Raw genomic sequence first — 13,581 nt, 5'->3', positions numbered from 1 at the left:
GCGCTCACTCCGTGCGCCAGTCGACCACCGGCGTGGTGTCGGCCGGCAGCAGCGACAGCGCCACCGTGCCGGTCGCGCTCGCGGCGACGACGGCGGGTGCGGCGTCCTCGGGCAGGAGCAGGGTGACGTGGATGGTGTCGCTGGTGTCGACGACCGGGCCGACCGCGACCACCTTGGCGGCCTCGACCAGCTGCTCGGCGTCCTCGGCGGCGGCCACCGCCGACTCGGGGGCCGTCGCGAAGACGCGCACGATGTCACCGGCCCGCATCGCGTCGGCCGGCCGCCCGGGGGAGGCCACCACCACGCCGACCTGCTGCACGCCCGGCTCGGCCAGCTCGGACGGGGTGAACATCTGGCCCGAGACGAGGCTGCCCTGGGGGATGGTGCTCACCGCCTGGGAGCCGACGAACTGCGGCAGCGACTCGGCGCTCACCACCTGGGCACCCTCCTCGAAGGCGATCTCGGTCACGGTGAAGTCGTCCTCGGTCACCTGCGCGCCCTGCTGGATCGTCTGGGAGGCGACGAGGACCTGCACGCGGTTGCCGGTGCGGTAGACGAGCAGCGCGCTGCCGAGCGCCCCCACGAGGACGAGCAGGAGCGCCAGCAGCGCGAGGGCGGGACGCTTGTCACGGCTGCGCGCGGGCAGGCGTGACGCGTTCGCGCCAGAGGTGGCGGTGGTCATACGGTGTCGTCCCCTCCCGGCACAGACCGGAACATCGAGTCGGTGGTGCGGCGATCACCCCTGTGCGGTGCTCAGCCGCCGACCATGCTAACCCTGCCGCCGACTTCCCCCTAGCGGCACGCGACCGGCGGCGGTGCCATAGTGAGGGCATGAGCGACATCCCCAGCATTGCCGTCACCGAGCTCGCGGACGACGCGGTCGTCGTCGACGTGCGTGAGCCCGAGGAGTGGGCGGCCGGTCACGCACCCGGCGCCATCCACCTCCCCCTGGGCGACATCCCCGCCCGCATCGACGAGCTGCCCGAGACGTCCGCCTCGCTGCCGGTGGTCTGCCGCAGCGGTGGGCGGTCCGGGCGGGCCGTGGAGTGGCTCGTCCAACAGGGCTTCGACGTCGTCAACGTCGACGGCGGCATGCAGGCGTGGAGCCGGGCGGGCAAGAGCATGGTCGGCGGGACGGACGGGCAGGAGCCGACGGTCGTCTGACCGCCTCTGCCACGATCTAGGGCTTTCTTCGCGTGAGGCGAGATTCAGGCATACACCGCTCGCGACCCGGAGGGGACGCCCGTGGCTGAGCCTGGAGATCGGCCTCTGCCGGTCGGGTCCCGGGTGGTGGTCCGGCACCTCATCGAGGACGGGGAGCGGGCGACCGACACCGTCGGCGAGCTGCTCGGTGCCACCGAGGACGAGCTGCTCGTGGGAGGCCGCCACGGGGACGTGCGCATCCGGCGCTCGGACGTCGTCGCCGCCAAGCCGGTCCCCGACCGGCCCTGGCGGGTCGCCGCGTTCCTGCGCCGCGCCGGCGTGGCCGTGCTCGACCTCGACGGGGTGCTGCTGCACGCCCGCGTCGAGTCGCTGCTGGGGGCCCTGGCGACGGACGGCACACCGGTCGTCCTGCTCTCCGACGACACCGACCGCGTGGCGGCCGAGCTCGAGGAGATCGGCCTGGCGCGCTGCATACCGATGCTGCTCGACACGCACGACCTGGGCGCCGCCAAGCCCGAGACGGAGGCGTATGCCGCGGCGCACGCGGAGATCGAGCGTCGCCTCGGGCGCCGCGTGGCGACGGCGGAGGTCGCCTTCACCGACGACCGCGCCGACCACGTCGAGGCCGCCCGTGCCTTCGGCTGGCGCGGCCAGGTGTTCACCCTCCCCCGCTGACCCCCTCCGCAGGACGGCACGTCCGGTGGGGGCCCGATCCCGCGTCCGGTGGTGCGCGACTGCAGCGGATAGGTCGCTCAGCAGGGCAATGAAACGACATACCCGGTGCAGTCGCGCGCCTTCCGGGCGGGAGCCGGTCAGCGCAGGAGGCGGGACATGCGGCGGTCGGCGAGGGGCTTGCCGCCGGTCTGGCAGGTGGGGCAGTACTGCAGGGAGGAGTCGGCGAAGGAGACCTCGCGGACGGTGTCGCCGCACACCGGGCAGGCCTCGCCGGTGCGGCCGTGGACGTTCATGCCGGCGCGCTTGGCGTCCTTAAGGGCGGCCGCCGGCTTCCCCTCGGCCGCCATCACCGCCGCCTGCAGCGTGGTGCGCAGCGCCCGGTAGAGCTCGCCGACCTGTTCCTCGGTCAGGCCGGCCGCCAGCGCGAAGGGCGAGAGCCGGGCGGCGTGCAGGATCTCGTCGGAGTAGGCGTTGCCGACCCCGGCGAGGACGGACTGGTCGCGCAGCACCCCCTTGATCTGGGTCCGACGTCCCTGCAGCAGCGCGGTGAAGGCCGCCTCGTCGAAGTCGTCGGCCAGGGGGTCCGGACCCAGCGAGGCCACCCCCGGCACCTTGGCCGGGTCGGTGACGACGTAGGCCGCGAGGCCCTTCTTGGTCCCCGCCTCGGTGAGGTCGAAGCCGGCCCCGTCGTCCAGCCGCACCCGCAGGGCGATGGGGCTGCGGCCGGGCCGGACCTGGGTCCGGGGCACCTCGTCGTACCAGCGCAGCCACCCCGCCCGGGCCAGGTGGAAGACCAGGTGGGTGCCGTCGACGTCGAGGTCGACGAACTTGCCGTGCCGGCGGACCGCGTCCACGGGCGCCCCGACGAGGGCGGAGGGCGGGGGGTCGAAGGTCTTGAGCACCGCGATGGACCCGAGCTCGGTGTCGGTGACGACCCGCCCGGTGACCCGTTCGGACAGGAAGTCCGTGAGCGCCTGGACCTCCGGCAGCTCGGGCATCAGGCCTTCTCCCCCGGTCGGGCCCGCTTCCGGGCGCCGGCGAGGAGCTGGTGCAGCCCGAAGCCGTTGGACGCCTTGAGCATCGGCACCTGCACGCGCTTGCCCAGCAGCTCGTCGGTCGCCACCGGCAGACCGCTGGAGAGGACCTGCTCGGCGGGGGTCAGCTCGCGCAGGCAGATCGCCTCGACGGCGTCCGGGTGCTCCTGGGCGAACTGGCCGTAGATCACCGGGTCGTGCTGACCGTCGTCACCGACGAGGATCCACCGCATCTGCGGGAAGTCCTCCCGCAGCCGCCGCAGCTCGGCCTCCTTGTGCTCCTGCCCCGACCGGAACCAGCCGGTGTTGGTAGGCCCCCAGTCGGTGAGGAGCATCGGGCCGACCGGGAAGTCGTGGCGCCGCAGGAAGCGGGTGAGGGCGGGCGCGGTGTTCCACGCCCCGGTCGAGAGGTAGAAGACCGGCATGAGGGGGTCCTCGGCCAGCAGGGCGCGGTACATCGCGCTCATCCCGGGGACGGCCTGGCGCACCTGCTCGGACCGGACGAAGGTGTTCCACCCCGCGATGAACATGCGGGGCAGGTGGGTCACCATCACCGTGTCGTCGATGTCGCTGACCAGCCCGACGCCGACGGCGGGGTCCACGACCAGCACCGACACCGTGAGCGAGTCGCCGTTGCCGAGGTCGAGGTGGGCCTCCTGCCAGCCCGGGCCGAGGCCGTGGCCGTCCAGCTCGACGTCGACGTAGCCGCCGCGGTCGGTGCGGGCGCTCGCCTGCGCGTCGCCGAGCCGGACGTGCACGGTCACGCCCACCGCGGGCGCGGTGAGGAACAGCCGCCAGCCGCGCTGGGCGATGTCGAGCAGCGAGTCCTGCGCGTGGGTGAGGGCGGTGCGCGACTCCTCCGGCTCGTGCCGGGACAGCAGCACCCGCGCGAAGACCCGCACCCGGTCGGGCGTGCCGTAGCCGGTGTAGCCGAACAACCGCTCGTGCCAGCCGCGTCGACGCAGGCTGGAGCTCATGCGCCGTCGGACGGAGTCCTCGAGCTGGGCGGCGATGTGGGGACGCGCCATACCGTCCACCCTATCCGCCCCACCGCGACCAGGCCGCCGCGAGCAGCAGCAGCCCGGCGAGCACGCTGCCGGTCCGCTCGAGGACGCGCGAGTGCCCGGCCAGGAAGGTCTGCCACCCCGGTGAACCCAGGCCGATCCAGAGCAGCACCGCCCAGGACCGGGAGAGCCCGAAGGCCGCGCCCAGGAGGACGGCGACCCACCACGGCGGCACGACGAGCAGGACGAACAGCGCGGCGAGGTATGCCGCGGCTGACGGCACGAGGGTCCGCCACCCGCAGCCGTACTCCAGGCCGAAGCGCAGCCCCCCGCGGGCCATGCCCCGGGCGAAGACCTCCTGCGGGATGAGGATCGAGCGCTGCGGCAGCGGCAGCCGGGGCGTGCGCACGTCGAGCAGCACCAGGGCCAGGACGAGTCCGGCCAGCAGCACCAGGCGGACCTGCTCGGGCACCGGGCTGACCAGCCCGGACAGGACACCGAGACCCAGGCCGGTGGCAGCGCCGCCCAGGGTCGTCCCGGCGGCGAAGGCTCCCCAGAGGGAGAGCTGTCGTTGTCGGCCCCGGACCGAGGCCACCAGCGCCCACGCGCTGTTGACGCCTCAGGTGGAGCCGGAGAGCGCCACCCCGGCGACCGTCACCCCGAAGAGGGCCGGGACGACCCACGCCGGACCGGACACCGGGAGCAGCACCAGGCAGACCAGCCCGCCGGCCCCGAGGAGCAGGAGCAGCGGCAACGGGTCGGCCGCCCAGCGGCGGCGCGCGGAGACCCCGGTCGCGGCGTCCGCCACGACCGGCAGGTCCGGGTCCTCTAGATCGCCCACGGGCAGATCGTCGCGACGCAGGAGCCGGAGCCGGAGCAGGTCCAGCCGTCGGAGCAGCGGTAGGTCCGGCCGTCGCTGAACTTCCAGTGCCAGGAGTCGTAGACGCCGCCCCAGCAGTCGTCCGGCCGGTGGGTGTAGTAGCGGTCGACGCCCGGCCCGTTCTTGTGCCACGCGACGACGTTGCCGGCACCCGAGCGGTACTTCCAGCAGCAGGACCCGTCACGGCACATGGGTGAGGGACCGCACTGGATGCCGTTCTCGGTGTGGTCGCGGGCGTAGGTGGCGCACGGCCCGGTCGAGGTGTCGGTGTAGTCCAGGAAGTAGGCGGCCTGGGCTCGCACCTGGCTGCCGCCGCGGTTGACCAGCGCCAGCGACCCGACACCGACCGCCGTCCCCGCACCCAGCACGCGGGCCAGGAAGCCGCGACGGCTGGGCCGCTCCCGCAGCCGGTCCCGTAGCCGGCCGGTGTCGGCCACCGGCAGGTCCTCGAAGCGCATCATGACGGGCGGTCCTCCCTCGTCGACGGTCGTGCCGCGGCCTGCTGGAGCGTGGTGCCCACCTGGCGGAGCCAGCCGCCCAGGTCGGTGTCCTCCTCGGGCAGCAGGGCCGCCCGGAGGGTGCCGGAGGCGTCCAGCAGCGCCAGGTAGGGGGTGGCCGGGACGGCCAGCCGGTCCATCACCGTCCGGCCCTGCGGCAGGCAGCGCAGCCGCAGGGACCCCTCGGCGTCCCGCAGGCCGGGCTCGCAGGAGCCCGCCGAGACGAGGGTCAGCGCCACCGACCCGTCCGCGACCTGCGGGTCCGCGGCGAGCGCCCTCAGGGTCAGCGAGCACGAGCTGCACCCGGGTGAGACGAAGGCCAGGAGGGTATGCGGTGCGGCCGGGTCGACGAGCTCGGCCGCCAGGTCCCCGGGCACCCGGAACCCCACCAGCTCGCGGGTGGTCCGCGCCCCGGCGCCCGGGTGCGGTGCCGCCACCCCGCCGTCCAGCTGCTGGGTGAGCAGGCTGACCTGCCGCAGCAGACCGGCCAGCCCCAGGGCCAGCAGCGCGATGGCGACGAAGGCGAGCACGAGGGCGGACGCGGTGAAGCTCATCGCGCGGCCCCGGTGAGGGTGGTGAGCCCGGCGGGGACGGCCCGGGCGGCGGGCAGGGCAGCCGTGCCCACGGCGAGCGCCAGCCCCCCGGCTGCGGCCACGACGGCCTGGGCCCAGACCGGTGCGCCGGGGAGGGCGGTCCACGGACCGGTCGGGAGCGTCACGGCGGCGAGCGCGAGGGCGCCCAGCAGCCCGGCCCGCACCACGCTCCAGCCGGTGACCGGGGTGGCGCCGAGCCCGCAGCCGCAGGGCACCTCCTGCCCGGCGGTGCGCCGCAGGACCACCCGGAGGTAGGCCGCGAAGCCCAGGCAGAGCAGGGCGGCACCCAGCCCGAGGACCCGCGCCACCGGACCGCCGAGCACGCCGAGCCCGCCCGCGAGCAGGGCCACGGCCAGCACCAGCTCGACGGGGCCCAGCACGAGGGCCAGCCACCGGTGGGTGGAGGAGGGCAGCAGGTCGTGGGCCGAGAGCGCGGCCTGCGTCGACCGGGGCGCCCGGACGTGGGACAGCCCGGAGACGAGCAGCACGAGGCCGACGGCCCAGGCGCTCGCCACCGCGAGGACGCTCACCGGACCAGCTCCACGGCGACCTCGGCCATCGAGGCGATGACCGCGTCGACGACCCCCTCGCTGCCCGGCATGCCGTAGGTCACAAAGTCGGCGCCCTCGAGGACGGCGTACGGGTGACGCTCCTCGCCCGAGGACCGGGACAGCAGCCCGCCCCGCACGGGCGCCCCGGAGGAGCGGCCGCTCTGCAGCTGACCGGTGCGGGCCCGCCGGATGTCGAGGAGGTAGCCCGGGGTCCCCCCGTCGTCGGACCCGACCGTCCCGCCCAGCTCGACCACCTGGGCGAGGGTCTGCGTGCGGTAGGGCGACCAGCTCGTCCGGCCGGCGGGGGTGAGCACCGGGCCCAGCCGGTCCTCCCGGAGGTCCACGTCGGCGAGGTAGCCGCTGAGGGCCTCGACGTCCATGGCCGGCACGGTCGAGCCGTAGACGTGGTGGTCCCCGACCGCGACCGACCAGCCCAGACCCTGCTGCGGGTCGCCACCGAGCCGGCCGTAGCGCAACGACCGGCCGTCGCGCAGCGCGACCTCCCGCTGCAGGGAGGTCCCGGTCACCTCGAGGTAGAAGCCGAGGTCGGCCTCGGCGCCGGAGGTGACCTCCAGCTGGCCGGCGCCCTCCAGGGCCAGGACCGCCAGCGCCGTGCCCCCCGGCAGGGCGGTGGCGTCCGGGACGTCGACGCGCACGCCCTCACCGGAGAGCAGTCGGTGCTCGGTCTGCATGCGTCCTCCTCAGCCGACCTGCGCGCCGACCTGGTCCATGACGACCGAACTCAGCGCGACCTGTCCGCCGAGCAGGACCCCCCGCAGCGGGTCCAGCGCCTGCAACGCCGAGCGCGCGTCGCTGACGAGCTGGTCCTGCCGGGTGAGGACGACGGGCACCCCCTGGCTGCCCGCGCGCGCGGCACCCACGAGGGCGTCCGGGAACGCGGTGCCGGTGGCGACGTAGACGCGGGCCGGCTCCTCGTCGAACTGGCGGGCGACGGCCGCCGCCACGGCATACCGGTTGCTGCCGGTGAGGCGGGTCACCGAGCCCGAGGTGTGCCGGCGCAGCTGGCCGACCACGGTGTCGGACACCGCGACCGGGCCGCCGACCACGACGATCCGTCCTGGGTCGAGCCGGGCGATCTGCTCCTCGACCGCGGGGTGGAGCCCACCGGTCGGGGTGAGGAGGACCGGGGCCCCCTGGTCGCCCGCGAGGGCACCGATGGCCAGGGCGTCGGGGAAGTTGGCCCCGCTGGCGACGTAGAGGACCGGCCGACCCGGGGAGTAGGTCTCGGCCAGCGCCGCCGAGACGTCGTAGCGGGTGGCGCCGGTCACCCGGCTCGTCGTGCCGGCGTAGGCCCCGGCCTCCCGGGCGACCGTCGAGCTGACCGCGCCGGTGCCGCCGAGCACCACGAGGCGCTGCGGCGCGAGCCGGTCCAGCTGGGCCGCGGTCGCGCCGGGCAGGCGGTCCGAGCGGGTGAGCAGCACGGGCGCGTCCCGCTGGGCCGCCAGGGCCGAGGCGCCGATGGCGTCCGGGAAGTTCTCGCCCGTCGCGAGGTAGGCGACCGGCACCCCGGCCGGGTACGTCGCCGCGATGCGGGCGGCCGAGGCATACCGGTCCGAGCCGGAGATCCGGGAGACCGGCGCGTCGCGGCAGGTGTAGACCTGGACGTTGTCGACGTCCCAGCGGGTGCTGGCCCCGGCCCGGCTGGTGTGCTCGAACCACGTCCCGAGGTGGCCGTTCTCGTCGTCGGTGGCGGCGGTGACGTCGTAGACCCGCCCGTCCCAGGACGACCCGGCGTAGACCCGGAGGTCCACGGAGTTCATCTGGACGCGGGTGTGCGCGGAGTTGCCCTGGGTGCCGCGGGTGGACAGGGCGAGCATGGTGCGGCGGTCGACGGAGACCTTGACGTAGGGCAGGAAGAAGTGGTCGCTCGGGTCGGCGGCGGACACCACGGCCCGGGCGGCCCCGCCGTCCCGGGAGGACACCGCACCCCAGCCGTCGTTGAACCTCGCCTGCGGGACACCCGAGTCCATGCTCCAGCCGCCCACGCTCACCCGCCGTGTCATGCCCTCGGGGCAGGGGGCCTGCCCCAACCCGGACCACCCGACCGCACCCGGCGTCGCCGCCTGCGTCTCCGCCCAGCCGGGCTCCCCCTCGGCGCCCGGATCGGCGGCCGAGGTCGCCACCACGCCCACGCCCCCGGCGCCGAGGACGCCCACGAGAAGCGCGGACGCCAGGACGGTGGTCCCGCGACGTCGACGTAGGAGGCTCATCCGGGACGGGCCGATCAGCGACCGGCGCCCTCGACGGCCGCCTCGTGCTGCTCCAGGGCGCGCTGACGCTCCAGCTCGGCCTCGCGCTCCTGCTCCTCCTGCTGCTGACGCTCCTTCTCCCGCGCCGCCTCCTCGCGGGCCCGCTGGGCCTCCAGACCGGGAGCACCGGCGACGCGCTCGGCGTCGATCGCGGCCGCCTCGACCGCGACCCAGGTCGGGCCGTCGACCTCACCGGTCGGCTCGAGCCCGGCCTTCTCCTGGATCTCGCGGACGGCCTGCGCGGTCAGCGGGCCGTAGCTGCCGTCCGCCTCGACGCCGAGCAGCTCCTGGAGGACGGCCACCGCGCCGCCGGCGTAGGGGCTGTCCTCGCTGCCCTCGAGGGCGGCCCGGGCCGCGAGCTCGCCGTCGGGGTCGGCACCGATGTCGCGGCTGCCCTCGGTGAGCTCGACGTCCCGCAGCACCATGGTCGGGTGCGCCGCCCGCTCGAGGTAGACCCAGGTGAGCGGGGTGACCACGGCCGGCTCGTCACCGCGCCGCTCGGCCTGCTCGGTGAGCACCGGGACGGTCTGCTCCCACTCGGCCAGCGCCTCGGCGGTCTTCGGCCCGAAGTCCCCGTCGGGCTCGGTGCCCAGGGCCTCCTGGAGCACCGTCACGGCCTTGCCCTGCTCGCCCTGCGTCAGGGTCGTGCGCTTGTAGGGGGTGAACTGCGAGACCTGCCAGTCCTCGGGGGTGACCGCGAACGCCGAGGCCGGGACCTCCTCCAGGTCCGATCCCTGGGCGGCGGCGTAGGTCAGGGCGTCCGCGACGCCGGAGGTCGGCAGCTCGTGCTCGGCCTGCCACTCGACGAGGGCGGTGCGGGTGGGCGCGTCCAGGACCCCGGTGGGCTCGATCCCGAGGACGGACTGGAGCATCGACACCCCCGGGCCCGACTCGCCGGGGCGCACCCGCGCGAGGTCGGTCGAGGGGGCGGCCACGGCCGGGTCGGCGCACGGCTCGAACCGGGGGAAGGTGTGCAGCGCGGCATACTCGCGGGCGACGGTGTCGCAGGGCCCGAGGTCGGGCCGGGTCACCGCGACGCCGGTCCACCAGGAGGTCCGCATCATCGCGCCGTCCCAGGTGAAGGACAGGTGCACGTGGTCGGTGTGCGGGCTGGGCCCGACGTAGTGCCGCCACTCGTTGTCGTCCTTCATGAAGACGAGGCCGTTCCAGATGATGTACTCGATGCCGAAGCGGCGCATCATCTCGCCGTCGTCCTCGGTCAGCCAGGCCACGGCGGCGTCCCCGATGCGCCGGTCGTACGGGTCGGAGGCGTCGAGCTGCCAGTCCAGGGCACGGCCGTCGTGGTGCTGGCTCATGTAGTCGATGCAGGGGCGCGCACCGGTCCACCCCGGGCGGCCGTAGTGCTCGGTGAGCAGCAGGGCGAAGGCGATGACCCCCGGGCGGTCCTCGGGGTCGCAGGACAGCTGGTTCTGGTATGCCGTGTCCTCGTCGAGCTCGACCGGCAGGTCGTCGTTCTGCGGGGGCGCGGGGACGGGGTAGGCGGGGTCCTCCGGCAGCTGGACGAAGCTCGCCGGCCCGGCGGGCGACCCGCTGTGCGAGTAACCGCCGCCTCCCGGGGCGGGGGCGACCGGCGCGCCGGCGCTCTGGGTGCCGTCCGGCTGGGTGCCGTCGGCGGGCGCATCACCCGTGGGGCCGGTCTGACCCTGACCGTCGTCCGCCCCGGCCGTGCCCCCGGTGCCGGCGGCGACCGGAGCGGCGGGATCGGTCGTCGGCTCCTCGTCGGCGATCGCCATCGACGAGGAGAGCGCGAGCGCCCCGGTCAACATCGACGTCGCGAGCAGGCGAACCCCACCCCGACGTCGTCCCCCTGTGCCTGCCATCGACTCCTGACCCCTGACCTGTCTCGTGGGCGCCGCGGCGACCTGACGTGTGCATGACGAGCGCCGACCACCACCTCGGTGGGGCGGCCCGGCGCTGCGCTCAGCGTACGTCGCCCTCGCCGTCGGCGATACCCCTCACCAGCGCTTCTTTACCAAGTCGTCATCCGTCTCACCCCAGCTGCCCCATCGACCACATGCTCCCCTCACGCACCATCTGTCAGACGGGAGTGCCTCCGCGGGTTCACCAGACCGTGACCTTCTCGTCAGGTGCGGGCGGCCGACGATGGGCTACGTTGCTTCCGGCGGGTTCGCCGAGGAACCTGCGACGGACACCCTCATGAGGAGAACACCACGCATGTCCCCCCGAACCCCTTCCGCACGTCGTGGCCTCGTGGCCGTCGGCGCAGCGGTCGCCCTCGTCGGTGGCGGTGCAGCCGCCGCGACGAGCGCGCCCAGCCTGCCCACGGCACCCGAGATCGAGGACCCCACCCAGGTGCACCGCATCGCGGGCACCGACCGCTACGAGACCGCCGCCGAGATCGCCCGGGCCTTCCCCGAGGAGGCGACGGGCACCGTGGTCATCGCCTCCGGACAGGCCTTCCCTGACGCGCTCAGCGCGCAGATGCCCTCCGGCTCCGCCGGTGCCGCCGGCGGGGTGTCCCGCCCGGACAACGCCGAGGCCGCCGGGCTCCCGGTGCCGATGCTGCTGACCAAGCAGGACGCCCTGCCCAGCGCCACCGCCGAGGCGCTGGCCGACCTCGCACCGAGCCAGATCATCGTCGTCGGCGGGACCGTGGCCGTCTCCGCCGAGGTGGAGACCGAGCTCGAGGGCTTCGGGGCCGAGGTGGTGCGGGTCTCGGGCGAGAACCGCTACGACACCTCCGCCGAGATCGCCGGGCTCTTCCCCACCGGCCTCCCCGTGCTCTACCTCGCCACCGGGACCGACTTCCCGGACGCGCTCACCGGTGGTGCCCGCGCCGGGCGTGACGGCGCGCCCATGCTGCTCACCGACCCGGACGAGCTGCGCCCCAGCACGGCCGAGGCGATCGCTGCGCTGCAGCCGCAGTCGGTCGTCGTCCTCGGTGGGTCCGGCGCCGTCTCCGACGACGTCGTGGAGGCCGTCACCGGCCTGGTGCCCGACACCACCCGCGTGTTCGGCGCCAACCGCTACGAGACCGCCGTGGCGCTGGCCTCCTCCTACGAGTTCGACTCGGTGTCCTACCTCGCCAGCGGCCAGGACTACCCGGACGCGCTCACCGGCGGGGCGCTGGCCGCCTACCACGGCGGCCCGCTCGTGCTGAGCCGCGCCACGGAGGTGCCCGCACCCACGGTCGGCGCGCTCGACCGCCTCTCCCCCCAGGGCCTGGTGCTCTTCGGCGGCGAGGGAGCCCTCTCCGACGAGGGCGTGGCCACGCCCCTGGAGACCTGGCTGCCCGTCTGGGTCGACGAGCTCGTCGTGCAGATGCTCTCGTTCAACGACTACCACGGCCACATCGAGGAGGAGGACGGGACGCTCGACGAGGAGCAGGACCCCGACCAGAACCTCGTCGGTGGCGCGGTCAACCTCAGCTCGACCCTGGACGCGCTGCGGACCCGGTCCTTCGAGGACCAGACGCTGACGGTGGCCGCGGGTGACCTCATCGGCGGGTCGACCTTCGTGTCCGGCCTCTTCCAGGACGAGCCCTCGGTGGAGACCCTCGAGGTCGCCGGCCTGGACATCTCCGGCGTCGGCAACCACGAGTTCGACGAGGGTGTGGACGAGCTCCTGCGCATGCAGGAGGGCGGCTGCCACCCCGAGCGCGGGTGCTTCGGTGACGAGCCCTACGACGGGGCCGACTTCCAGTGGCTCGCAGCCAACGTCGTGGACAAGGAGACCGGCGAGTCCATCCTGCCCGCGACCGAGGTCCGCACCGTCGACGGCGTGGACGTCGGTTTCATCGGCATGACCCTGGAGGAGACCCCGACGCTCGTCAGCCCCGGCGGGGTCGCGAGCGTCGACTTCCTCGACGAGGTCGAGACCGCCAACGCCCAGGCCGCCGCGCTGCGGGAGCAGGGCGTCGAGTCGATCGTCGTGCTGCTGCACGAGGGTGGCTACCAGACCGGCACCTACGACCAGTGCGAGGGCATCTCCGGTCCGGTCGTCGAGATCGCCGAGAACCTCGACCCGGCCATCGACGCCGTGGTCACCGGCCACACCCACCAGCCCTACGTCTGCTCGATCCCGGACCCGGCCGGTGCCGACCGCCTGGTGACCAGCGCCAACCAGTACGGCCGTGTGGTCACCGAGACCGCGCTGACCATCTCCCGCACCTCCGGTGACGTGACCCGCGACCGGGCCTACGCCGACAACCACCTGGTGCTGCAGTCCATCGCGGACGACCCGGAGATGGCCGAGGTCGTCGACACCTGGGTCGCCCGGGCCGAGGTCCTCGCGGGCGAGGTCGTCGGCACCGTCGCCGAGGACATCACCGGTGACGCCGGTGGTGACCGCGGCATCGAGACCCCCATGGCCGACCTGGTCGCCGACTCGATCCTCGCCGGCACCGACGGCGACGACGAGGGCGGGGCCCAGATCTCGTTCATGAACGTCGGCGGGGTGCGCGCGAGCCTGCTCGTCGACCAGATCAGCAACGACGAGGAGGCGGGCGAGGTCACCTACCAGGAGGCCTACAACGTCATGCCGTTCGGCAACATCATCGTGTCGATCGACATGACCGGTGAGCAGGTCAAGGCCGTGCTCGAGCAGCAGTACGTCCCCGACCGCGGCCGCCAGTACCTCGCGCTGGGCGTCTCGGAGGGCTTCACCTACACCTGGGACGACAGCCAGCCCGAGGGCAGCAAGGTGAGCGACATGGCGCTGGACGGCGTCCCGCTGGAGATGGGTGAGACCTACCGCGTCTCGACCCTGAACTTCCTCCAGGAGGGTGGTGACAGCTTCACCGCCTTCACCGAGGGCACCAACGTCGTCGGGGGCCCGGAGGACCTGGCCAACCTGGTGGACTACCTCCAGGACAACCCGGGTCTCACCGCCCCGGAGAGCCGCGTCGACGGCCTCTGAGCCGCACGGTCCCG

14 protein-coding genes are annotated in these 13,581 nt (G+C 74.3%); 3 read left to right on the top strand and 11 right to left on the bottom strand.

Translation table 11 applies throughout. From position 1 onward, the window contains the following. Positions 1–4: 4 nt before the first annotated feature. Positions 5–682, bottom strand: coding sequence for an SAF domain-containing protein (locus Q0967_RS05995; RefSeq protein ID WP_298748609.1), 678 nt, complete (start codon positions 680–682; stop codon positions 5–7). Between the two features lie 149 nt (positions 683–831). On the opposite strand from Q0967_RS05995, the gene Q0967_RS05990 reads away from it, so the two are divergent. Further along, positions 832–1,164: a rhodanese-like domain-containing protein gene (locus tag Q0967_RS05990; protein ID WP_298748611.1), complete on the top strand. Its 333-nt coding sequence runs from the start codon at positions 832–834 to the stop codon at positions 1,162–1,164. A gap of 81 nt (positions 1,165–1,245) precedes the next feature. Next, entirely contained in the window at positions 1,246–1,839 is a 594-nt protein-coding gene (locus Q0967_RS05985) for an HAD family hydrolase (protein ID WP_298748612.1), read from the top strand. 137 nt (positions 1,840–1,976) lie between these two features. Here Q0967_RS05985 and Q0967_RS05980 read toward each other — a convergent pair whose 3' ends face one another. Genes Q0967_RS05980 through Q0967_RS05935 form a run of 10 tightly spaced genes read right to left on the bottom strand, consistent with a single transcriptional unit; the run spans position 1,977 to position 10,509 of the window. Further along, positions 1,977–2,837 carry an Fpg/Nei family DNA glycosylase gene (locus Q0967_RS05980; RefSeq protein WP_298748613.1) on the bottom strand — a complete coding sequence of 287 codons (861 nt, stop codon included), beginning with the start codon at positions 2,835–2,837 and terminating at the stop codon, positions 1,977–1,979. After that, entirely contained in the window at positions 2,837–3,901 is a 1,065-nt protein-coding gene (locus Q0967_RS05975) for an App1 family protein (RefSeq protein WP_298748615.1), read from the bottom strand. The genes Q0967_RS05980 and Q0967_RS05975 overlap by 1 nt, the downstream gene beginning before the upstream one ends. Before the next feature lie 10 nt (positions 3,902–3,911). Continuing rightward, positions 3,912–4,472, bottom strand: coding sequence for a hypothetical protein (locus Q0967_RS05970; protein ID WP_298748616.1), 561 nt, complete (start codon positions 4,470–4,472; stop codon positions 3,912–3,914). A gap of 24 nt (positions 4,473–4,496) precedes the next feature. After that, a complete protein-coding gene (locus Q0967_RS05965) occupies positions 4,497–4,718 on the bottom strand; it encodes a hypothetical protein (RefSeq protein WP_298748618.1) in 222 nt (73 codons plus the stop codon). After that, positions 4,706–5,218, bottom strand: coding sequence for a hypothetical protein (locus Q0967_RS05960; protein ID WP_298748619.1), 513 nt, complete (start codon positions 5,216–5,218; stop codon positions 4,706–4,708). Before Q0967_RS05960 ends, Q0967_RS05965 begins: the two co-directional genes overlap by 13 nt. After that, positions 5,215–5,808, bottom strand: a complete 594-nt coding sequence (locus Q0967_RS05955; protein ID WP_298748621.1) for a hypothetical protein — start codon at positions 5,806–5,808, stop codon at positions 5,215–5,217. The genes Q0967_RS05960 and Q0967_RS05955 overlap by 4 nt, the downstream gene beginning before the upstream one ends. Continuing rightward, positions 5,805–6,377: a MauE/DoxX family redox-associated membrane protein gene (locus Q0967_RS05950; protein ID WP_298748623.1), complete on the bottom strand. Its 573-nt coding sequence runs from the start codon at positions 6,375–6,377 to the stop codon at positions 5,805–5,807. Before Q0967_RS05950 ends, Q0967_RS05955 begins: the two co-directional genes overlap by 4 nt. Then, positions 6,374–7,090: a hypothetical protein gene (locus Q0967_RS05945; protein WP_298748624.1), complete on the bottom strand. Its 717-nt coding sequence runs from the start codon at positions 7,088–7,090 to the stop codon at positions 6,374–6,376. The genes Q0967_RS05950 and Q0967_RS05945 overlap by 4 nt, the downstream gene beginning before the upstream one ends. Before the next feature lie 9 nt (positions 7,091–7,099). Continuing rightward, on the bottom strand, positions 7,100–8,629 hold the full coding sequence (locus Q0967_RS05940) for a cell wall-binding repeat-containing protein (protein WP_298748625.1): 1,530 nt from the start codon (positions 8,627–8,629) through the stop codon (positions 7,100–7,102). A 14-nt stretch (positions 8,630–8,643) separates the two neighbouring features. Beyond that, the gene (locus Q0967_RS05935; protein WP_298748626.1) at positions 8,644–10,509 is read right to left on the bottom strand and encodes a peptidoglycan-binding protein; all 1,866 of its coding nucleotides are present in this window, start codon (positions 10,507–10,509) and stop codon (positions 8,644–8,646) included. Between the two features lie 355 nt (positions 10,510–10,864). Here Q0967_RS05935 and Q0967_RS05930 point away from each other — a divergent pair, with 355 nt between their 5' ends. Beyond that, positions 10,865–13,567 carry a cell wall-binding repeat-containing protein gene (locus tag Q0967_RS05930; protein WP_298748628.1) on the top strand — a complete coding sequence of 901 codons (2,703 nt, stop codon included), beginning with the start codon at positions 10,865–10,867 and terminating at the stop codon, positions 13,565–13,567. Positions 13,568–13,581 lie beyond the last annotated feature (14 nt).

It is taken from the genome of uncultured Serinicoccus sp., assembly GCF_947500995.1.
Taxonomy (GTDB): domain Bacteria; phylum Actinomycetota; class Actinomycetes; order Actinomycetales; family Dermatophilaceae; genus Ornithinicoccus.
This window is presented reverse-complemented; position numbering and strand designations above follow the sequence as displayed.

Coding starts and splice junctions, on each gene's coding strand:
- Q0967_RS05995 (WP_298748609.1), bottom strand. CDS start 682: ATGACCACCGCCACCTCTGGCGCGAACGCGTCACGCCTGCCCGCGCGC.
- Q0967_RS05990 (WP_298748611.1), top strand. CDS start 832: ATGAGCGACATCCCCAGCATTGCCGTCACCGAGCTCGCGGACGACGCG.
- Q0967_RS05980 (WP_298748613.1), bottom strand. CDS start 2,837: ATGCCCGAGCTGCCGGAGGTCCAGGCGCTCACGGACTTCCTGTCCGAA.
- Q0967_RS05945 (WP_298748624.1), bottom strand. CDS start 7,090: ATGCAGACCGAGCACCGACTGCTCTCCGGTGAGGGCGTGCGCGTCGAC.
- Q0967_RS05955 (WP_298748621.1), bottom strand. CDS start 5,808: ATGAGCTTCACCGCGTCCGCCCTCGTGCTCGCCTTCGTCGCCATCGCG.
- Q0967_RS05940 (WP_298748625.1), bottom strand. CDS start 8,629: ATGAGCCTCCTACGTCGACGTCGCGGGACCACCGTCCTGGCGTCCGCG.
- Q0967_RS05930 (WP_298748628.1), top strand. CDS start 10,865: ATGTCCCCCCGAACCCCTTCCGCACGTCGTGGCCTCGTGGCCGTCGGC.
- Q0967_RS05935 (WP_298748626.1), bottom strand. CDS start 10,509: ATGGCAGGCACAGGGGGACGACGTCGGGGTGGGGTTCGCCTGCTCGCG.
- Q0967_RS05975 (WP_298748615.1), bottom strand. CDS start 3,901: ATGGCGCGTCCCCACATCGCCGCCCAGCTCGAGGACTCCGTCCGACGG.
- Q0967_RS05960 (WP_298748619.1), bottom strand. CDS start 5,218: ATGATGCGCTTCGAGGACCTGCCGGTGGCCGACACCGGCCGGCTACGG.